General features: G+C 70.7%; 16 protein-coding genes. 15 read left to right on the forward strand and 1 reads right to left on the reverse strand.

Going from position 1 to position 21,103, the window contains the following annotated elements:
- The first annotated feature begins 114 nt into the window (after nucleotides 1-114).
- Entirely contained in the window at nucleotides 115-1,134 is a 1,020-nt protein-coding gene (locus ABGB14_RS45415) for an aminotransferase class V-fold PLP-dependent enzyme (RefSeq protein WP_347650103.1), read from the forward strand.
- Nucleotides 1,135-1,153: 19 nt separating this feature from the next.
- Here ABGB14_RS45415 and ABGB14_RS45420 read toward each other — a convergent pair whose 3' ends face one another.
- The gene (locus ABGB14_RS45420) at nucleotides 1,154-2,821 is read right to left on the reverse strand and encodes a hypothetical protein (RefSeq protein ID WP_347650104.1); all 1,668 of its coding nucleotides are present in this window, start codon (nucleotides 2,819-2,821) and stop codon (nucleotides 1,154-1,156) included.
- A 284-nt stretch (nucleotides 2,822-3,105) separates the two neighbouring features.
- Between ABGB14_RS45420 and ABGB14_RS45425 the strand changes: the two genes are divergently transcribed.
- The 14 genes from ABGB14_RS45425 (at nucleotide 3,106) to ABGB14_RS45490 (ending at nucleotide 21,034) form a co-directional block, all read left to right on the forward strand.
- Nucleotides 3,106-4,095 (forward strand): LacI family DNA-binding transcriptional regulator, encoded by a 990-nt coding sequence (locus ABGB14_RS45425; RefSeq protein WP_347650105.1) that lies wholly within the window; start codon nucleotides 3,106-3,108, stop codon nucleotides 4,093-4,095.
- Between the two features lie 184 nt (nucleotides 4,096-4,279).
- Nucleotides 4,280-5,500 carry a CaiB/BaiF CoA-transferase family protein gene (locus tag ABGB14_RS45430; RefSeq protein ID WP_347650106.1) on the forward strand — a complete coding sequence of 407 codons (1,221 nt, stop codon included), beginning with the start codon at nucleotides 4,280-4,282 and terminating at the stop codon, nucleotides 5,498-5,500.
- Between the two features lie 71 nt (nucleotides 5,501-5,571).
- Nucleotides 5,572-6,441 carry a hydroxymethylglutaryl-CoA lyase gene (locus tag ABGB14_RS45435; RefSeq protein WP_347650107.1) on the forward strand — a complete coding sequence of 290 codons (870 nt, stop codon included), beginning with the start codon at nucleotides 5,572-5,574 and terminating at the stop codon, nucleotides 6,439-6,441.
- 302 nt (nucleotides 6,442-6,743) lie between these two features.
- Nucleotides 6,744-8,093 (forward strand): sugar ABC transporter substrate-binding protein, encoded by a 1,350-nt coding sequence (locus tag ABGB14_RS45440; protein WP_347650108.1) that lies wholly within the window; start codon nucleotides 6,744-6,746, stop codon nucleotides 8,091-8,093.
- 64 nt (nucleotides 8,094-8,157) lie between these two features.
- Nucleotides 8,158-9,108, forward strand: coding sequence for a sugar ABC transporter permease (locus ABGB14_RS45445; RefSeq protein ID WP_347650109.1), 951 nt, complete (start codon nucleotides 8,158-8,160; stop codon nucleotides 9,106-9,108).
- Entirely contained in the window at nucleotides 9,098-9,895 is a 798-nt protein-coding gene (locus ABGB14_RS45450; RefSeq protein WP_347650110.1) for a carbohydrate ABC transporter permease, read from the forward strand. Before ABGB14_RS45445 ends, ABGB14_RS45450 begins: the two co-directional genes overlap by 11 nt.
- 13 nt (nucleotides 9,896-9,908) lie before the next feature.
- Nucleotides 9,909-10,988, forward strand: coding sequence for a glycoside hydrolase family 172 protein (locus tag ABGB14_RS45455; protein ID WP_347650111.1), 1,080 nt, complete (start codon nucleotides 9,909-9,911; stop codon nucleotides 10,986-10,988).
- 71 nt (nucleotides 10,989-11,059) lie between these two features.
- A complete protein-coding gene (locus ABGB14_RS45460) occupies nucleotides 11,060-12,061 on the forward strand; it encodes a LacI family DNA-binding transcriptional regulator (RefSeq protein WP_347650112.1) in 1,002 nt (333 codons plus the stop codon).
- Nucleotides 12,062-12,253: 192 nt separating this feature from the next.
- The gene (locus tag ABGB14_RS45465) at nucleotides 12,254-13,669 is read left to right on the forward strand and encodes an L-fucose/L-arabinose isomerase family protein (RefSeq protein WP_347650113.1); all 1,416 of its coding nucleotides are present in this window, start codon (nucleotides 12,254-12,256) and stop codon (nucleotides 13,667-13,669) included.
- On the forward strand, nucleotides 13,659-16,061 hold the full coding sequence (locus ABGB14_RS45470; RefSeq protein WP_347650114.1) for a glycoside hydrolase family 172 protein: 2,403 nt from the start codon (nucleotides 13,659-13,661) through the stop codon (nucleotides 16,059-16,061). The genes ABGB14_RS45465 and ABGB14_RS45470 overlap by 11 nt, the downstream gene beginning before the upstream one ends.
- Nucleotides 16,058-17,566, forward strand: a complete 1,509-nt coding sequence (locus ABGB14_RS45475) for a sugar ABC transporter ATP-binding protein (RefSeq protein WP_347650115.1) — start codon at nucleotides 16,058-16,060, stop codon at nucleotides 17,564-17,566. Before ABGB14_RS45470 ends, ABGB14_RS45475 begins: the two co-directional genes overlap by 4 nt.
- Entirely contained in the window at nucleotides 17,563-18,621 is a 1,059-nt protein-coding gene (locus ABGB14_RS45480) for an ABC transporter permease (RefSeq protein WP_347650116.1), read from the forward strand. Before ABGB14_RS45475 ends, ABGB14_RS45480 begins: the two co-directional genes overlap by 4 nt.
- Nucleotides 18,618-19,595: a substrate-binding domain-containing protein gene (locus ABGB14_RS45485; protein ID WP_347650117.1), complete on the forward strand. Its 978-nt coding sequence runs from the start codon at nucleotides 18,618-18,620 to the stop codon at nucleotides 19,593-19,595. The genes ABGB14_RS45480 and ABGB14_RS45485 overlap by 4 nt, the downstream gene beginning before the upstream one ends.
- On the forward strand, nucleotides 19,595-21,034 hold the full coding sequence (locus tag ABGB14_RS45490; protein WP_347650118.1) for an FGGY-family carbohydrate kinase: 1,440 nt from the start codon (nucleotides 19,595-19,597) through the stop codon (nucleotides 21,032-21,034). The genes ABGB14_RS45485 and ABGB14_RS45490 overlap by 1 nt, the downstream gene beginning before the upstream one ends.
- Nucleotides 21,035-21,103 lie beyond the last annotated feature (69 nt).

Here is a 21,103-nt window from a genome sequence, read left to right on the forward strand (position 1 = left end):
AAAATACTCGTTGTAGCGTTTAGTTATGTCAATAGGCGATTTGATATAACTTATCGGGCTGTCTCGCAGTGAGGCGGTCGACTCTGGGCAGATCGGGCGGTCTACGCTGCCCCCATGGACGCTGATCTCATCACCACGGCAGGCGAGCTCTGGGACGCCGATCCGGGCTGGCTGAACACCGCCTCCTACGGCGTGCCGCCGCGGCGCGCCGCCGACGAGCTCCAGGCCGTGCTGACCGAGTGGCGGCACGGCAGCAGCGACTGGGCGCCCTGGGACACCTCCGTCGCCCGCTCGCGCGCCGCGTTCGCCCGCCTCATCGGCGCCCCCGTGGCCGACGTGTCGATCAGCTCCACCGTCTCCCAGATCATGTCCACGGTCGCCACGGCGCTGCCGCCGGGCGCGCGCGTGGTCGTGCCCGAGATCGAGTTCACCAGCAACCTGTTCCCCTGGGCGGTGGCCGCCCGGGTGGAGACCGTCCCCGCCGACCGGCTGGCCGACGCGATCGACGGCTCCACCGGCGCCGTCGCCTTCAGCCTCGTCCAGTCCGCCACCGGCCAGGTCGCGCCGCTCGCCGACATCGTGGCCGCCGCCAGGGCCTGCGACGCGCTCGTCATCGCCGACGCCTCGCAGGCCTGCGGCTGGCTCCCGGTGGACGTCTCCGGCATCGACGCGCTGGCCTGCGCCGCGTACAAGTGGCTGATGGCGCCGCGCGGCGCCGCCTTCGGCTACCTGTCGCCCCGCCTGCGCGAGCGCATGCGCCCCCTGGCCGCCGGCTGGTACGCCGGCGAGGGCGGCTCCTACTACGGCCCCCCGCTGCGCCTGGCCCCCGACGCCCGCGCGTTCGACCTGTCACCCGCCTGGTTCTCGTACGTCGGCGCCGCCCCCGCCATCGAGCTGCTGAACGAGCTCGGCGTCCAGCGCGTCCACGACCACGACGTGGCGCTCGCCAACCGCTTCAGGGCCGGGCTGGGCCTGGAGCCCGCCGACACGGCCATCGTCTCCGTGGACGCCCCGGGCGAGCGGCTGGAGGCGGCCGGCATCCGCGCGGCCGTACGCGCCGGGAAGGTACGCGCCAGCTTCCACGTCTACACCACCGCCGACGACGTCGACCGCGCCCTCGACGCGCTCACCTGACCCGAGCCGGCGCCCGCGTTCACGTGCCGCCCGTGTGGTAGACCTCCAGCTCGGCGATCGAGGTGAACGTCCGGGTGCCGCCAGGGGCGCCGATGATCCGCACCCCGTCACCGCCGGTCGCGTCGAAAGCCAGCTCGTACGCGCGGAAGGGCCCCGCCGTGCTGTCGTACGGATATCCGGGGGTGATCCGCAGCCCGCTCACGTCCGTCCATGCGTGGTCCCTGCGCACCTGCACCCTGAGGCCGGCGCCGAACCAGCCGCCGTCGCCGAACATCTGCCCGCTGGTGAAGACGACCTTGTCCATCGTGTACTCGCGCGGCCAGGTGTATCCCCACCAGCTGGCGCCCTTGCGCTCGTCGTTCCAGTCGTCCTCGCTGCGGGATCTGTCGCCGTCGTTGTAGTACGCGGTGTTGCCGAAGTGCGCGACCCTTTCGACGCCCGCGGTGCCCGGCTCCCTGGCGAGGTTGCGGCCGGCGTCGGGCGCGTTGCCCGGGGTGGTCTCCACGTGCGGTTCGAGGCGCATCCCGCGCAGCGAGAAGGTGTACGCCCAGTGCTCGCCCTCCGGGTAGCCGCCGCCGCACGGGCAGACGTTCGACTGCAGCCACATCGACCTGCCGTCGGCGCTGATGTACTTCGACGGGATGGTCGTGGCGTAGCCGCCGTGCTTGGTGCGCGTCCACGGGTAGCCGCCGAAGTCCTTGCCGGTGAAGCGCCGCCACGGGCCCCAGGGCGTGGGCGACTCGTAGAACTCGAACGTGTACTCCGTCCACGACGTGTACAGGTAGCGGTCGAGCGGCTTGTTGTAGACCACGCCGCCCTGGCTGATCACGGTGAGGTTCCTGGCTCGTCCCGCGGTGTAGACGTCCTGGTACAGGTGCCGGTCGTCGTGCAGCACGGCGACGCGGTCACCGATCTCTTCCGACCAGGTGGGCGTGCCGGAAGCGGTGAAGCCGCTGACGAACTCCCAGGCGCCGCGGTCCTGCACCGCGTCCTTCGGCACCCGGGCCAGCCACACGTCCACGGGATCGGGCACCCGGTCGTTGAACGAGTCGCGCCAGTTGTGGTCGAGCCCGTAGGCGTAGACGTGGTCGTCGGGCGCGTCGGCGTACGCCTTGCCGTAGTCGAGGAACATGATGGTGGTGAACAGGCCGTCGCGGAACATCGCGCCCGTCCTGTCCCACGTCCACGTCCGGCCGTGGTCGGTCGACTTGGCGATGGTGGCGGCGGGCGCGTCGTTGAAGTCGAAGGCCAGGTCCTGGACGGCCAGGTAGAGGGTGCCGTCCACGCAGGCCATGCCGGTCGGCTTGCGCGTGTGTCCCGGGGTCCACACCTGGCCGACGTCGTCGCCGATCGGCAACTGGGCGCCGGTGAGGTTGCCCGGCATGCCGGAGATCCTGGCCACGCCGATGTCGCTCATGGCGCCGCCGAAGCCGATGCCGTCGCCGTACGCGGTGTAGACGTTGTCGTCGTCGGACCAGCACGACGGCCACAGGTCGCCGTGGTTGCGGTTGTCGCCGACGGCGGGCGCCCCGACCGTGGCGCCGGAGTCGATCTGCACCGTCGAGAAGAACGAGCTGGGTGGCGGCGCCTCGGCCGCCGCGGGGGTGCTGTCCTGGGCCACGGCGGTCGCTGCCAGGAGCAGGGTGGCCAGTCCTGCGCCCAGGCCTCGTCGGACGATCGAATACATGGCTTCTCCTGGCGGTGCGGTATCCCCTGGGCGCGCGGCGGTGGGGGCCGATGAGGGTGGGAGGTGTCGGAGAACAGCTGCGAGCAATCGATTTCCGGCCGAACGTACAAGCGTGCGTGACAGGCGTCAAGCCCCTCGCGCGCCAGAGATCGGATGGGGCCCCGTCCGGCAGGCGGGCATATTTCGAGAAAGTTTGAAGTGTGACAGGATGATCTTGGCGTTTTCCCTGTTGGACGCCGAAGGCCCGGGAGCGCGCAGCCCCGCGATGGTAGAAACTTGGTGCGATGCCCACTATCTACGATGTCGCCCGTGAGGCCGGCGTGTCCGCCGCCACCGTCTCGCGCGTGCTCAACGGCGCGAGGACGGTCGATCCCGCCATGGTCGCGCGGGTGCTCACCGCGGTCCGCGAGCTCGGCTACCGCCCCAACGCGGTGGCCCGCAACCTGCGGCGCAGCCGCACCACGCTCTGGGCCGTGATCATCTCCGACATCGGCAACCCGTTCTTCACCGCCACCGTCCGCGGCGTCGAGGACGTCGCCCAGCAGGCGGGCTACTCCGTCGTGTTGTGCAACAGCGACGAAGACCCGGCCAAGGAGGAGACGTACGTCGCGGCGGCGCTGAGCGAGCAGATGGCCGGGGTGATCATCGCGTCGTCGGGCAGCGCGAAGGCGGCCAAGAGCCTGCTCGACTCCCCCATCCCGGTCGTCGCCATCGACCGCCAGTTGCCGCGCGGCGAGGTCGACACCGTCGTGGTCGACAACGAGGCGGGCGCGCGCACGGCCACCCGGCACCTGCTGGACGCCGGCTACCGGCGCATCGCGTGCATCACGGGGCCCGAGGGTGTGAGCACCGCCGACCTGCGCCTGCGCGGCTACACCACCGCCCTGTCCGCGCAGCAGCCGCCGGCGGAGCCGCTGGTCGCCAGGACCGACTTCCGCGAGCAGGGCGGCTACGACGCCATGGCGTCGCTGCTGTCCTCCCCCGAGCGCCCCGACGCGGTGTTCGTGGCCAACAACCTCATGACGGTGGGCGCGCTGCGCTGCCTGGCCGACCGCGAGGTGCGGGTGCCAGGGGAGATGGGCGTGGTCGGGTTCGACGAGATCCCGTGGGCCGACCTGGTCCGCCCGTCGCTCACCACGGTGGCCCAGCCGACGTACGAGCTCGGCCGCATGGCCGCCCGCCTGCTCGTCGACCGCATCGCCACCCCGGCGGGCCGGCCCGCCACGGTCGTCCTGCCCGCCGAGTTGCGCCCCCGCCAGAGCAGCGCCCGCTGACCCGGCGCCCGGCCCGCACGGCCTCCGGCGCCGTGCACCCCTAGGCCCACCTAAGCGCCCCGCCATGGCGTCCTTATGGGGCACGCTCCCCTTGTTTGTCCAAATATCGGCCTCTATCGTCACAAATAGGCTCTCATTCTCGTTAAATGAGCATTAATACTCATTATTTGAGAAAGGCAGTGTTGTGGACGAAGGAGACCAACCGCCGCTCGCCGGGATCCGGGTCCTCGAACTGGGCAGCTTCATCGCCGCGCCGTTCGCCACCCGGATCTTCGCGGACTTCGGCGCCGAGGTCGTGAAGATCGAGCGGCCCGGCACCGGGGACGAACTGCGCGGCTGGCGGCGCAGCAGGGGCGGGACGTCGATGATGTTCCGTACCATCGCCCGCAACAAACGCTCCGTCACCGTGGATCTGAGCACCGGCGAGGGCCGCGACATCGCGCTCGGCCTCGTGCGCCACTGCGACGTGGTCGTGGAGAACTTCCGCCCCGGCACGCTGGAGCGTCTCAGGCTCGGCTCCGACGAGCTGACGGCCGCCAACGCCGACGTCGTGCTGGTCCGCATCTCGGGTTACGGGCAGACGGGACCGTACCGGGATCGGGCGGGTTTCGGTGGTGTGGCCGAGGCGTTCGGCGGCCTGCGGCACGTCACCGGGCATCCCGACCGCGAGCCCGTCCGGCCCGCCGCGCCGGTCGGCGACGCCCTGGCCGGCCTGTACGGCGCGATCGGCGCGCTGATGTTGTTGCTGGCCAAGGCGCGGGGGCGGCCGCACGAGGGGCCACGGGTCGCGGACGTGGCCCTCTACGAGTCGGTGTTCATGGCCATGGAGTCGCTGGTCCCCGACTACGACGCGTACGACGTGATCCGCCGCCGCACCGCAGGCAACCTGCCCGGCGTGGTGCCCAGCGGCATCTACCCCACCAGCGGCGGCGGGTCCGTGATCATCGCGGGGAACTCCAGCGGCGTGTTCGGCCGGCTCATGACCGCGGTGGGCCGCCCCGACCTGGGCACGGACCCCACGCTGGCCGACGGCTCCGCCCGCGACGCGCGCGAGCCCGAGCTCAACGGGGCCATCTCCGCGTGGACCGCCCGCCACACCGCCGCCGAGGCGGTCGAGCTGCTCAGCCGGGCCGGCGTTCCCGCCGGGCCCATCTACGACGCCGCCGACATCGCCGCCGACGAGCACTACCGCGCCCGTGACATGCTCCGCCCGCTCAAGGTCACCGTCGACGGCGAGCCCGAGGAGATCCGCTTCCCCGGCGTGGTGCCGCGCGTGCCCGGCGCGCCCGGCGACGTGCGCTGGGCCGGCCCCGACCTGGGCGCGCACACCGACCAGGTCCTGGGCGAGCTGCTCGGCTACTCGGCCGGCCGGCTCGGCGAGCTGCGCGCCAGGAAGGTGATCTGACATGCCCTGCCGTCGGCGCGCGGGCGAACCGACCCGCCCGTCGCCGGTGACGCCGGAAAGGAGGGCCTGACATGCCCGTCGCCGCCGACGTGACGGTCAACGACGTCGTGCTCAGGGACGGGCTGCAGGACGAGCCCGTCGTGGTCCCGGTGCCGGACCGCGTCGCCATCGCCGCCGCGCTGGCCGCCGCCGGAGTGCGCGCGATCGAGGCCGCCTCCTTCGTCAACCCGGCCAGGGTGCCGCAGATGGCGGGCGCGGAGGAGTTGTTCGCCGCACTCCCCCGCGACGGCTCCGTACGCTACAGCGCGCTCGCGCTCAACGCACGGGGCGTCAGCCGTGCGGTGGCGGCGGGAGCCGACGAGATCGTGCTGGTCGTGTCGGCCGGGCAGGGACACAGCCTGGCCAACGCGGGACGCGGCGTCGAGGACGTGCTCGCCGGTTTCCGCGACGTGGTGGCCGGCCACCCGCAGGCCACCTTCACCGGCGGCGTCTCCACCGCGTTCACCTGCCCGTTCGACGGCGAGATCGCCCCGCCCAGACTGCTCGCCGTGGCCCACGGCCTCGCCGGGATGGGAGTGGCCCGCATCGTCCTGGCGGACACGCTGGGCACCACCGAGCCCGAGCGGATCGCCCGTACGCTGGCCACGATCCGGCCCGCCCTGCCGCACGTGGAGTTCGGGCTGCACCTCCACGACGCCCGCGGCCAGGCGCTCGACACCGTCGACGCCGCGCTGGAGCTGGGCGTGACCCGCTTCGACGCCGCCGCCGGCGGCTACGGGGGTTGCCCGTTCGCGCCGGGCGCGCACGGCAACCTCGCGACCGAGCGCCTGGTGGCGCACCTGCATGCGCGCGGCGTGCGCACCGGCGTCGGCGAGGGCGCACTCGCCGACGCGGTGGCCCTGGTCAAGGAGTGCCTGGCGCGGGGCACGCCGCTTGCGTGACACGCGGGCCCTGGTCAGTGCGGGTCCCGCTCGCCCGGCGTCCAGAAGGGGCTTTTCGAGGTCGGCGACCGCGGCGAGCAGGACCCGGGAGAACGCCCGGGAAACGGGCGGAAACCGCTCGCGGCCGCCGAGATGACGTGACCGGCCGGCCGGACGGCGTCCGCGCAGGTCACGCGGAGATATCGATTCCTGTATCCGGCAAGCGAAGCCGTGAGGTTCTTGACGCCCGGCATGCCGACTTCTACATTTTCTGGGAAATCGATTGCTCGCCCCCCGAGCACTCAACTCCAGGAGGATGCGATATGTCGGCCTTCGCGAGGGTGACCCGCCGATCGCTGCTGCGCGGCGGGACCGTCATGTTAGGTTCGGCCATGGCGGCGCCGCTGCTGTCGGCATGCGGGGGCGGTGACCAGGGCGGCAACCCGAAAGAGCTGACCTTCTGGAACTTCTACGGCCCCAATCCGCAGTCCGACGCCCAGAGCAAGTGGTTCACCGACCTCGTCGCGACATGGAACTCCAACAACGACGTCAAGGTCAAGCTCCACTACCTGCCCGTGTCGGAATATCTGGCCGGCCGGGCGCTGCAGACCGCGTTCTCCGCCGGGCAGGGGCCGGACATCTTCCTGCTCAGCCCGGGCGACTTCCTGCGCTACCACAACGGCGGCGTGCTGACCGACCTCACGCCGCACCTCAAGCCCGACCAGATCGCCGACTTCGCGGACGGCGTGCTCGACACCCGCACGGTCGACGGGAAGATCTACGGACTGCCGATGGAGCGCGAGCCGCTGGCCGTCTTCTACAGCGTCGACGCCTTCGAGCAGGCGAAGTTGTCGGAGGGCGACCTTCCGAAGACCTGGGAGCAACTGCTCGAGGTGGCCGGCAAGCTGTCCTCCAAGGACCGGTTCGGCCTGCTGTTCGAGACCATCCCCGGCTACTACCAGAACTTCACCTGGTATCCGTTCATGTGGATGGCGGGCGGCTCGGCGGTGCCGGAGAACGGCGGGCCCGGCTTCGACTCGCCCGCCGTGCACAGCGCGCTGAAGCTCTGGCAGGACAGCGTCACCGGCAAGATGTCCCCGCGCAAGCCGCAGGGCGACGGCGGCAACGACACCCCGGCCAACCTCGGCAGCGGGTTCGTCGCCATGCAGCAGACCGGCATCTGGGGGGTCTCGCAGCTGGCTCAGAACAACAAGGACTTCGAGTACGGCGTCTTCCCGCTGCCCGTGCCGGAAGGCGGCACCTACACGACCTCGGTCGGCGGCTGGGCGTTCGTGGCCAACGCCAAGGGAGCCAATCCCGAGGCCGCGGCCAGGTTCATCACCTGGGCCCTGGGCGCGAGGGACGCCGAGGGCATCGAGCGCGGCCGCCAGTGGAACACGGTCGTCAAGACGAACCTGCCGGCCCGGACGTCCGTGCAGGAGGCGGCCAAGTCGGCCGGCGCCTTCGACGATCCCGCGCTGAAGGTCTTCCTGGAGAAGGTCGTCCCCGGTTCCAGAGGCGAGCCCCGCTACACCCCCGAGGTCTACAAGGCCGTGTCGGACGCCATCCAGGCCGCCCAGCTCGGCGGTGCGGATCCGGCCAAGGCGGCGGCCGACGCCGCGGCGAAGATCGACGCCTTCCTGAAGGGCTACAAGGGTGCGGCGATGTTGTGACCGGCGTCCCCGGCCCGGGGCGCGCACGCCCGGCGACCACCTGACCCGAGAGAGGCGATAGAACATGGCGACCGTTGCCGACGCCGGCACGGCGGTGCGGCGGCCGCCCGGCGCCGCGCCTCCGGTGTGGAACCGGCGCAGGCGCGAGGCGCTCGCCGGGTACGCCTTCGTGGCGCCCGACCTGCTCGGCCTGGTGATGTTCGTCGGGCTGCCCATGGTCCTGTCCCTCGGTGTCTCGCTGTTCAGCGCGGACGGCTTCGGCGGCTACACGTACGTCGGCCTGGACAACTTCCGGCAGATGGCCGAGGACGCCCAGCTCTGGCAGAGCGTCAGGGTCACGCTGACGTACACGGTGGCGTTCGTGCCGATCGGCTTCGTCGTCAGCCTCGGCCTCGCGCTGCTGGTGCGCGACCACTTCCCCGGCGTCGGGCTGGTGCGGACGATGTTCTTCCTGCCGCACGTCATCAGCCTCGTCGTCGTCGGCATCGCCTGGCAGTTCCTGCTGGTCGACAAGCAGGGCGCGGTGCCCACGCTGCTGCGGCCCGTGGGGCTGGGCGACACGTCGTTCCTCGGCGATCCGTCGCTGGCGCTCGGGTCGCTGGTGGCGATCAGCATCTGGTTCCTGATGGGTTACAACATGCTGATCCTGCTCGGCGGGCTGAAGGACATCCCGAAGGAGTACGAGGAGGCGGCCGGCATCGACGGGGCCACCGCGTGGCAGAAGTTTCGCCACGTGATCTGGCCGCTGCTCCGGCCCACCAGCTTCTTCGTGCTGGTCAACTCGGTGGTCGGGTCGGTGACCGGGCTGCAGGCCTTCGACCTGGTCTATGTGCTGACCCAGGGCGGCCCCGCGGGCAGCACGTCGAGCGTGGTCTTCTACATCTACCAGCAGGCCTTCACCTTCAACAACTACGGTTACGCGTCGGCCCTGACCACGGTCGTCGTCGGGTTCCTCATCACGGCGACGGGGACCATGTTCGGGCTCACGAGGGGAGGCCGGTTCGATGCCGGTTAGGCTGCGCGCGATCGTCGGATACGTGCTGGCCATGGTCACCGTGGCCCCGCTGGTGTGGCTGCTGGTGGCGGTGCTGAGGCCGGCCGACGAGCTGTTCGACGTGACGCTGCCGAGCAGGCTGACCCTGGACAACCTGCTCTACGTGCTGACCGAGGTGCCGATCGGCCGATACATGGTCAACAGCGCCATCGTCTCCGTCGCGGTGACGGTGATCGCGCTCGTGCTGCACTCGATGGCGGCGTACGCGCTGGCCCGGCTGCGGTTTCCCGGGCGGCAGGTGATCTTCTCGATGATCGTGTCCACGATGCTGGTGTCGCTGCCGGTGATCCTCGTGCCGCTGTTCCTGGTGGCCAGGGAGCTGGGGCTGCTGGACACGTACGCGGGGCTCATCCTGCCGGCGATCTTCCACGCGTTCGGGATCTTCCTGCTCCGCCAGTACTACCTGACGATTCCGCGCGAGCTGGAAGAGGCCGCAGACCTCGACGGGTGCGGATATTTCCGGCGCTGGTGGCAGGTGGTGGTGCCGCTCAGCCGCCCGGTGCTCGCCTCGCTCGCCGTCCTGTTCTTCCTGGCCAACTGGAACGCGTTCCTCTGGCCGCTGACCGCCGTCCAAGACCCGGAGCTGCGCGTGGTGCAGGTCGGGATCTCCACCCTCCAAGGCCAGTACGGCTCGGCCTGGAACTATGTCCTGGCCGCGACGGTGATCGCGGCCGTGCCCACCTTGGTCGCTTTCGTGCTCGGCCAGCGCCGGCTCGTCGAGGCGATCAAGACCTCCGGATTGAAGTGAGGATCGAACCAGCATGACTTATGGCGACTTCGGCAGCAGCCTGCGCGACCTGCCCCGGCTGCGGGCGTCCAGGCGCAGGCGCGTCTCCAGCTACGACCGCACGGGCGCCAACGACGACCGGCTGAAGGTCGAGGCGGGGACCACCGTCACCCTGGCCGACATCGAGGGCCCCGGCTCGATCAACCACATCTGGTGCACCGTGGCGCTGCCCCAGCAGGACGTGCCCGACGCGGCGGACCTCGACTACCTGCGCCGCCTGGTGTTGAAGATCACGTGGGAGGACCAGGAGCATCCCAGCGTGCTGGTGCCGCTCGGCGACTTCTTCGGCATGGGCCACGCCAGGACGGCGAACTTCGTCTCGGCGCCGCTGCAGATGAGCCCGCAGGACGGCAAGGGCTTCAACTCGTGGTTCCACATGCCGTTCGCCAGCCGGGCGAAGGTGGAGCTGGTCAGCGAGCTGTCGTCCGAGCCGGTCTTCTTCTACTACTACATCGACTACGAGGTGTTCGACGCCGCCGCCGACGACCTCGGCTACTTCCACGCCCAGTGGCGCTGCGAGCGGCCCACGGACGGGGTCGAGCAGGGCGCGCAGAGCAACCGCGAGTTCCAGGTCGAGGGCGTCAACGACACCGGTGACGGCAACTACGTCCTGCTGGACGCCGAAGGGCGCGGCCACTACGTGGGCTGCGTGCTCAACATCCGCAACCTGCGCGAGACCAGCGACTGGAACTGGTACGGCGAGGGCGACGACATGATCTTCATCGACGGGGAGCCGTTCCCGCCGTCGTTGCACGGCACGGGCACCGAGGACTACTTCAACACCGCCTGGTGCCCCACGCAGACGTACCACGCTCCGTACCACGGCATCACCATGCCCGGCGGCGACAACTGGAGCGGCGAGATCTCGCTCTACCGCTTCCACGTCGAGGACCCGATCACGTTCACCGAGTCGATCAGGGTGACGATCGAGCACGGCCACGCCAACAAGCGCTCGGACGACTACTCGTCGGTCGCGTTCTGGTACCAGACGCTGCCGCACAAGCCGTTCGGGATCGCGCCCGTCGAGCAGCGGCTGCCGTTCCCACCCCGGTAGTAATCGATTTCCAGGCACCGCGATAGACTGCCGTAGCTCAGCTGCCGGGCCTGCCACGAGATGGGACGAGGTTGCTCAAAATCCAAGATGTCGCGCGACACGCCGGGGTCTCCGCCGCGACGGTCTCCCGCGTGCTCAACGGCCGTTCCACGGTCAACCCCGAGCTCGCGGCCCGCGTCCACGCGGCCGTCAGGGAGCTGGGCTACCGGCCCAACGGCGTCGCGCGCAACCTCAGGCGCCGGCAGACCACGCTGTGGGCGGTGCTCATCTCCGACGTCGGCAACCCGTTCTTCACCTCGCTCGTGCGCGGGGTGGAGGACGGCGGGCGGCAGTTCGGCTACTCGGTCGTGTTGTGCAACACCGACGAGAACCGCGCCAGGGAGGCCGAGTACATCGCGGTGGCGCTGGCCGACAACATGGCCGGCGTGATCATCTCCCCCGCCGACGACTCCACCGACATCAGCGCCCTGGTCGCCGCCGGCACCGCCGTGGTGACCATCGACCGCGAGCTGGCCGAGACCGAGGTCGACGCCGTGCTGGTGGACAACGAGAAGGGCGCGGAGATGGCCACCGCGCACCTGCTGGAGTCGGGCTACCGCCGCATCGCCTGCATCACCGGCCCGCGCCGGATGTCCACGGCGATGCGGCGGCTGCGCGGCTACCAGCGGGCGCTGCGGGCCTTCGGGCTGCCGTCGGACCGTTCCCTGATCCGCCACGCCGACTTCCGCGAGGAGGGCGGCTACTCGGCCATGGCGGCGCTCCTGGACGAAGGGGTCGAGATCGACGCGGTGTTCGGGGCGAACAACCTGATGACCGTGGGGGCCGTGGAGTGCCTCGTGGATCGCGGCGTGGCCATCCCGGGCCAGGTCGGGGTGATCGGCTTCGACGACATCCCCTGGGCGCGGCTGTTCCGCCCGGGGCTGAGCACGGTGCGGCAGCCGACGTACGAACTGGGGCGGGCGGCCGCGCAGCTGCTCGCCGACCGCATCGACAACCCGGCCAGGCCAGCCGCCCGCATGGTGCTGCAGACGGAGCTGCACCCCCGCGAGAGCTCCAGCCCCCGCGCCGGCTGACCTCCCCGCCACACCCGGGCCGGCGCCGCCCCGCGCCGGCCTTTCCGCTGCTCGTACGCGGTAGCGCTACCAGGCGGTCACTGTTGCCATTCTGTGATGTGAAGCGGCATTGACGGTCCAGGAGGTGAGATCTAGCTTGGGTGGAAATCGATTTCTGAGCAATCGATTTCTTAACATGGAGGTCAACCACCCGTGGCACGTATCGGAGTGCTGAGCATCTCGGACGGGCGCGACTTCGTCGCCCGCGATCTTGTGGATCACATCGACACCGCCACCACCGCCCTGGCGGAGGCGTTGCGCAAGGAGGGGCACGAGGTGATCGTGGCTCCGGAGATCGTGTCGACCAGCGAGCTGGCCACCTCCCAGGCCCGCCGGCTCGCCGATCAGCGGCCCGACCTGACGATCTTCAATTACGCGGTCTGGGCCTTCCCGCATTTCACCATGCTCGCCGCCGAGGCCACTCCGGGGCCGCTGCTGCTGATGGCCAACATCGACCCCGCCCAGCCGGGCATGGTCGGCATGCTGGCCGGCGGCGGCGGTCTTGACCAGATCGGCAGGGTGCACGCACGGGCCTGGGGCGACATCGAGGACCTCGCCGTGAAGAGCCGCGTGCTGACCGAGGTGCGCGCCGCGCGGGCCGTCCGAGGGCTGCGCGGATCGACGTTCGGCCGGATCGGCGGCCGGCCCATGGGCATGTACACCGCCGTCGCCAACACCGACCAGTGGATGCGCACCTTCGGCGTGGACGTCGAGGAGATCGACCAGTGGGAGATCGTGCGCCGCAGCGAGAACGCGTCCCAGACCCGGGTGAAGGAGGCTCGCGAATGGCTGGAGACCAAGGGCAACGTCCACTACGACGGCAAGCAGCTCACACCTGACCTGCTCGAACGGCAGATCCGTACGTACTACGCGATGCGCGAGCTCATCGACGAGTGGAAGCTGGACTTCTCCGGCATCAAGGGCCAGCCCGAGCTGACCACCCACTTCTGCACGATGGACATCGCCGAGTCCTTCCTCAACGACCCCTACGACTGGGAGGGCCCGAAGGAGACGCACGTCTGCGCGACCGAGGCCGACATGGACGGCGCGCTGAGCATGCAGATCCTCAAGCTGCTGAGCGGCGACCCGGTCCTGTTCGCCGACGTGCGGCACTACCACGCCGACAAGGACGTGTGGGACCTGTGCAACTCCGGCCAGCACGCCACCTGGTACGCCGCCCGCTCCGACGACCCCGCCGAGAACCTGGCGAGGACGCACTTCTACCCCGAGGTGTTCTTCTTCCCCGCCGGCGGCGCCAGCGTGCACCACCTGGCCGCGCCCGGCGCCGCCACGTTCGCCCGGCTCACCCGCAGGGACGGCGCCTATCGCATGCACGTGATGCGCGGCGACTTCGAGCTGTACGACGACGCCACGAACGAGGCCATGGCCAGGCAGTCGACGTTCGAGTGGCCGCACGCGTTCACCAGGCTGCACGTGCCGGCCACCGAGTTCCTCGGGCGGTTCGGCTCCAACCACATCCACGCCGTTCCCGGCGACCACGTCGCCGAACTGCGGGCGGTCTGCGCACAACTGGGTGTCGAGTTCGAGGGGTTCGGCGATGCGGCTTAACACGATCCTGCTGGCGGCCGTGCTGGCGGCCGGGGCGTTGGCGGCACCCGCGCAGGCGCAGCCGGTGCCGGACAAGGGCCTGGTCGGGTGGGACGTCTACCGGCGGCTCGACCGGCTGCCGGAGCTGACGACCGGCGTGCAGACCAAACAGTTCTCCAGCTTCGACCGCACGGCCGACAACAACGACGGGTTCGAGGGCACGTACTCCTGCCTGCACACCTCCGGCCAGGGTTGCGTGATCGCCGAGCACACCGGCGCCGGCGAGGTGCAGGCCATCTGGTTCACCAGGGACGGCGGCGACGTCACGAAGACGGGCACGATCACCATCGAGCTGGACGGCCGCAAGGTCGTCGAGGCGAGCCTGCAGGACCTGGTGAACGGCAAGCTCGGCGCGCCTTTCGTCCATCCCCTCGTGGGCAACGCCGACCAGAGCTCGGGCGGCGTCTACGTCGAGGTGCCGATGCCGTACCGGGAGTCGATGCGCATCACGACCGAGCACAACCCGCTCTTCCACCACGTCTCCTACCGCACGTTCGCCGACGCCGAGGGCGTGCGCACGTTCGACCCGTCCGACAAGGCGCAGGACGTGATCGACCGGCTCAGGGCCGGCGGCGACCCCAAGCCCGCGCTCCCGGGCGCGCGCACCCACGACACCGCGATCGACCTCGCCCCCGGCAGGTCGGTACGGCTCGCCCGCACGCAGGGCTCCGGCCTGCTGTCTCAGATCAGGCTCCGGCTGCCCCAGGCCGAGCAGGTCCTGCCCGAGACCGAGGCCGACGAGGGCCGGGCGTTCGGCAAGGACGGCTCCAGCGAGTTCACCGTCAAGATCGACCCCGAGAACGACGGGGTGCGGCTGACCCGGCGCATCGACCCCGCCATCGGCAAGCAGGTCGCCAAGGTGCTGGTGGACGGCCAGGAGGTGGCCCAGTGGCCGCCGAGCAAGGTCGGCGCCTCGGGCATGTGGGCCGAGGAGTCCGTCGACCTGCCGGCGAGCGCGACCAGGGGCAAGGCGCAGATCACGATCAAGAACGTGTTCCAGTCGGCGGACCTCGACTACAACGAGTTCACGTACTGGGTGGACAGCGGCGGCGAGCGCACCGACACCGTGGACGTGGGCGACGCGGCGGACGAGGCGGCGCACGGCTACACGATCGCCGCGCAGACCTGGCAGGGCGAGCGGACCTTCGCCTTCCCGATGGAGGAGGACGAGCTCGCCAGGGTCAGGGCGGCCCAGGAGGTGCTGCAGGGGCTGCGGCTGCGGATCGCCTTCGACGGCAGGCGCACCGTGGACGCGCCGGTCGGCGAGTTCTTCGGCAGCGGGCACGCGATGATGCCGGTCAAGTCGCTGATGTACGCCGTCGATGCCGAGACGAGCACGATGTCGGCCTGGTGGCCGATGCCGTACGGGAAGGGCGCGACGGTCGAGCTCCACAACGGCACCGGCCGGGCGATCGAGGGTGAGGCGTCGGTCACGTCGGCCCACCGTCCCATGGCACGAAATATCGGTTATTTCGGGGCGCAGTCGCACGCCGGCGCCACCACCCCCGGCAAGAGCTGGCCCTTCCTCAAGGCCACCGGCCAGGGCAAGTTCGTCGGGGTCAGCCACACCATGCGCGGCCCGACCAACCGCAACTACCTGGAGGGCGACGAGCGCGTCCACGTGGACGGCTCGCGCACCCCGCAGATCCACGGCACCGGCAGCGAGGACTTCTACCAGGCGGGCTGGTACTTCAACAGGGAGACCTTCAACACGCCCTTCCACGGCAATCCCGTGCACCTGGCCCCGGCCACCGGCTGCCCGGAGGAGAGCGACTGCACCAGCGCCTACCGGCTGATGATCGGCGACGCGGTGCCGTTCGGCAGCTCGATCACGTTCGACATCGAGCACGGCTGGACCAACAACGTCGAGGGCGTCTACTCCTCCACCGCCTACTGGTACGGCTCCGGCAGGACGGCCGCCAGGAAGACCGACGCCCTGACGGTCGGCGACCCGGCCAGCGAGCGGGCCCACCGCTACACCGGCCAGGGCGAGGTCACCACGCTGGAGTCCGCGTTCGAGGGTGATCTGGAGAACGCCGACACGCTGAAGGCCACCCAGCGCGTCACCGAGGGCCCGGTCTCCTTCAGACTGCGGATCGACCGCGGCAACAAGGGCGTCGAGCTGCGGCGGACGAGTGACCAGAGCCGCGCCGGGCAGCGCGCCGAGGTCACCGTCAACGGGCACCGGCTGCCCGACTGGACGCAGCCGCTCGGCAACGAGAGCCGCAGGTGGCTGGAGGACACCTACCAGATCCCGGCGAGCGCGACCCGGGGCCGCGGCGAGATCACGGTCCGGCTCACGCCGAAGACGCCCTGGTCGGCCGCCTCCTACACCGCGTGGAGTCTGCGGTGACCGTTCTGACGATGCGGGCCATCGGCAAGTCCTTCCCCGGCGTGCGGGCCCTCGACGGGGTCTCGCTCACCGTGGCGGAGGGCGAGGTGGTGGCCCTCCTCGGAGAGAACGGCGCCGGAAAGTCGACGCTGATGAACATCCTGGCCGGCGTGTTCAAGGAGTACGAGGGCGAGATCGAGATCGGCGGGCAGGCGGCGCGCATCCACTCGCCCAAGGACGCGCGCCGGCACGGGATCGCGATGATCCACCAGGAGCTCAACCTCGTGCCCGAGCTGTCCGTCGCGGACAACATCTTCCTCGGCAGGGAGCGCGCGATCCTCGACAGGAAGGCCATGGAGGCGCGGACCGCGGAGCTGCTGCGCGGTCTCGGCCTCGACCTGTCGCCGCGCCGGCTCATCAAGCAGTGCAAGATCGCCGAACGCCAGCTCATCGAGGTGGCCAAGGCGCTGTCGCAGAACGTCCGCGTCCTGGTCATGGACGAGCCGACCTCGGCCCTGGCCGACGCGGAGGTGCGGCGGCTGTACACGGTCATCCGCGACCTGACCGGGCGCGGCGTGGCCGTCATCTACATCTCGCACCGCTTGGAGGAGCTGGAGGAGATCGCCGACCGGGTGGTCGTGCTGCGCGACGGCACCTACGTCGGCGAACGCTCGGACGTGGACCGGGACGAGCTGATCCGGATGATGGTCGGCCGGCCGCTGGGCGAGATGTTCCCGCGGGCGGACGGCGGAAGCACCGGAGGGGAGCTGCTGAAGGTCGAGGGGTTGTCGGTGCCGGGCGAGCCCGGCACCGGCCGTACCCCGTTGCGCGAGGTCTCCGTGTCCGTACGGGCGGGCGAGATCGTCGGCGTGGCCGGCCTGATGGGCGCGGGCCGCAGCGAGCTGCTGGAAACGATCTTCGGGATGCACCGGCCGGCCGCGGGCTCGATGAGCCTGGGCGGGCGGCCGTACCGCCCGCGAAGCCCGAAGGGCGCGATCCGGCGCGGCGTCGCGCTCGTCGCCGAGGACCGCAAGGCGCAGAGCCTGGTGCTGGGCAACAGCATCGCCTTCAACGCCGGCCTGCCCTCGCTCGGGCGGTTCCTGCGCTTCGGCATGGTGGACGCCCGCCGCGAGCAGGCGGCCGTCGAGCGGCAGGTGACCGAGCTGCGGGTCAAGGCGCCCGGCACCCGGTTCACCGTCGGGAACCTGTCCGGCGGCAACCAGCAGAAGGTCGTGCTGGCCAAGTGGCTGCTGACCTCGCCGTCGCTGATCCTCATGGACGAGCCCACCCGCGGCATCGACGTGGGGGCCAAGGCGGAGATCCACGCGCTGATGTCCTCGCTGGCCGCCGGCGGCAAGGGCGTGCTGGTGGCCTCGTCGGAGTTGCCCGAGCTGCTCGCCATGTGCGACCGCATCCTCGTGCTGTGCGAGGGCCGGATCACCGCGGAGTTCTCCCGAACGGAGAATCCCACGCAGGAGGCGATTCTCGAAGCCGCCATGGCACGACAAAAGGTGACGACCCCATGACGACCAAGACCGCGCCGCCCACGCCCGCGAAGCCACCGGGCGAGAACCGGCTGCGGCGCACGTTCTCCGCCCTCGGCGCGGCCCAGGCCTACATCGGCCTGGTCCTGATCCTCGCGGTCGGCATCGCCACGAAGGGCGACATCTTTCTCAACGAGACGAACCTCACCAACGCCGTCGGCGCCTTCGCCTCGCGCGGCATCCTGGCCGTCGGCGTCACGCTGGTGATCCTGACCGGCGGCATCGACCTGTCCGTCGGCTCGCTGCTCGGCATCGCCTCGATGACGGCGGCGATGATGTTGTCGAAGCATTCGCTGGAGCCGTGGCAGATCGTGCCGATCTGCATGGTGGTGGGTGCGTTCTTCGGCTTCCTGAACGGCGCGGGCACGGCCTGGCTGCGCATCCAGTCGTTCGTCATGACGCTGGCCATGTTGTCCGTCGTACGCGGCCTGGACCGGCAGGTCAGTGACAACGTCAGCGTCGGCACCCAGATCGCCGGCCCCGACGGGAAGCTGACGCCGCAGGCGGAGGCGTTCCAGCTGTTCGGCACTCCGGGGCACAACCTGTTCGACCGGATCTACTACCCGGTGCTGGCCTTCATCGTGGTCTGCGTGGTCTTCCACCTGATCCTGACGAAGACCCGGTTCGGCCGGCACGTGTACGCGGTCGGCGGCAACCCCACCGCGGCCCGCCTGTCCGGGGTCAACGTCACGGCGATCACGATCGCGGTGTTCACGCTGTCGGGCATGCTCGCCGGGTTCGCGGGGCCCATCGACGCCGCCTACAGCGCCTCGGCCGACCCGCAGGCCGGGCAGTCGTACGAGCTGGACGCCATCGCCGCCGCGGTCATCGGCGGCGCGTCGCTGGCGGGCGGCAGGGGGACCATCGCGGGCACGTTCGTCGGCGCCCTCATCCTGACGCTGCTGGACAACGTGCTGGGGCTCAACGCGGTCAGCGACAACTGGCAGCTCGTCATCAAGGGGCTGATCGTCGTCGTGGCGGTGGTCCTGCAGCGTCCCGATCTCTTCAAGTTCTTCCGAGGAGGGTCTCGATCGTGAAGAAGGCCATCACCATCGCGCTGTGCGCGGTTCTCGCCGCGGCGTGCGCGTCGAAGGCGCCCGGCCCGTCGACGTCGGCGGACGGCGGTGAGAAGAAGACGTTCGTCGTCGGCTACTCGCAGTCGAACAACGCCGAGCCGTACCGGGCGCAGCTCAACCTGCAGCTGCAGCACTTCATGAAGAAATATCCGGATATCGAGCTGCTGCCGATCGCCGACGCCAAGCAGTCGAGCGCCACGCAGGTCTCCCAGGTCCAGAACTTCATCACGCAGAAGGTCGACGCGCTCATCGTCTCCCCCACCGAGCCCGCGCCGCTGACGGCGGCAGTGGAGCAGGCGTGCCAGGCCAAGATCCCGGTCATCATCCTCGACCGCACGGTGAACACCGACTGCTACACCGCCTTCATCGGCGGCGACAACGTGCTCATCGGCAAGAAGGCGGGCGAGGAGGCGGTCAAGCTGCTGCCCGACGGCGGCACCATCGTCGAGCTGCGCGGCATCATGTCCAACCAGCCGCAGATCGACCGCGACAAGGGCTTCCGCGAGGCCATCGCGGCCAACCCCAAGATCAAGATCATCGCCGACCGCGAGGGCAAGTGGCTGAAGGAACAGGCCACCCCGATCATGCAGCAGTGGCTGGCCCAGCACGAGAAGATCGACCTCGTGTACGGGCACAACGACCCCATGGCGCTCGGCGCCTACCTGGCGGCCCAGGCCGCGGGCAAGGCCGAGCAGATCAAGTTCATCGGCATCGACGGCCTGGCCATCCCCGACGGCGGCATCCGCGCCGTGCAGCTCGGCCAGCTCTCGGCCACGTTCATCTACCCGACGGGCGCGGAGGAGGCGGCCGAGACCGTCAACAAGATCCTCCACGGCCAGGAGGTGGACAAGAAGCAGGTGCTCGGCACGACGCAGGTCACCAAGGACAACGCGGCCGAGCTCTACAAGAAGTACGACCTGTCGGGGCAGGGCTGATGTTCCTCGGCATCGACATCGGCACCGCGAGCTCCAAAGGCGTGCTGGTGGCGCCCGACGGGACGGTGGTGGCCACGGCGGTGCGCGAGCACCGCACCGCCACGCCCCGGCCCGGCTGGTTCGAGCACGACGCGGACGAGGTCTGGTGGGCCGACTTCCTGGCCATCGCCGGGGAGCTGGCCCGTCCTGACGTCGCCGCGCTCGGGCTGAGCGGCATCGGACCGTGCGTCCTGCCCTGCGACGCCGACGGCACGCCGCTGCGCCCGGCCATCCTCTACGGCGTGGACACCCGCGCCACCGCCGAGATCGCCGCCCAGACCGAGCGGTACGGCGAAGCCGCGATCATGGACAGGTGCGGGTCGCCGCTCACCTCGCAGGCGGCCGGGCCGAAACTGGAATGGCTGCGGGGCCACGAACCCGGCGTGTGGGAGCGCACCCGGCGCGTGTTCATGGCGCACTCCTGGCTGGCGTACCGTCTGACCGGCGCGTACGTGCTCGACCACCACTCGGCCAGCCAGTGCACGCCCCTCTACGACACCCGCGCCCACACGTGGATCGCCGAATGGGCCGCCGGCATCGCGCCCGGGCTGGAGCTGCCCGCGCTCGCGTGGAGCGGCGAGACCGTCGGCACGGTCACGCCCGCCGCCGCGGCCGGCACCGGGCTGCCCGCCGGGATCCCGGTCGTCGCCGGCACCATCGACGCCTGGGCGGAGGCCCACAGCGCGGGCGTCACCGCGCCGGGTGACGTCATGCTGATGTACGGGAGCACCATGTTCATCGTCGAGGTGCTCGCCGCGCGGGCCGCCTCGCCGCACCTGTGGGGGACCGCCGGGGTCGCGCCGGGGACGTACAACCTGGCGGCGGGGATGGCCACCTCGGGGGCGATCACCGGATGGTTGCGCGACCTGACCGGCGCGTCGTTCGAGGAGCTCACCGCCGAGGCCGCGGCCGCCGGGCGTGGCGCGGAGGGGCTGCTCATGTTGCCGTACTTCGCCGGGGAGCGCACGCCGCTCTTCGACCCGGACGCGCGCGGCACGCTCATCGGGATGACCCTGCGGCACGGGCGCGGCCACCTCTACCGGGCGGCGCTGGAGGCCACGGCCTTCGGCGTGCGGCACAACCTGGAGGCCATGCGCGCCGCGGGCGGCGCGGGCAGGAGGCTCGTGGCGGTCGGCGGCGGCACGCGGGGCGGGTTGTGGACCCAGATCGTGTCGGACGTGCTGCAGCAGCCGCAGGTGCTGCCCGCGCACACGGTCGGCGCGGCGTACGGCGACGCCATGCTGGCCGCCCGGGCGTGCGGCGTGGCCGGCGAGGGCTGGAACCCGGCCGTCGCCACGGTCGAGCCCGACGCGGGCGCGGCCGCCGACTACGACCGGCTCTGCCACCTCTACCGCGACCTCTACCGGTCGACGCGCCACATCGCCCACGCGCTCGCGTGAGCGGCGCTCAGCCGGACACGACGAGCTTCGCGAGGAACCCCCTCAGCGGGACACGGCCGGCTTCGTGCA

Source organism: Nonomuraea sp. B10E15 (genome assembly GCF_039871615.1).
In the GTDB taxonomy this organism is placed as follows: Bacteria; Actinomycetota; Actinomycetes; order Streptosporangiales; family Streptosporangiaceae; genus Nonomuraea.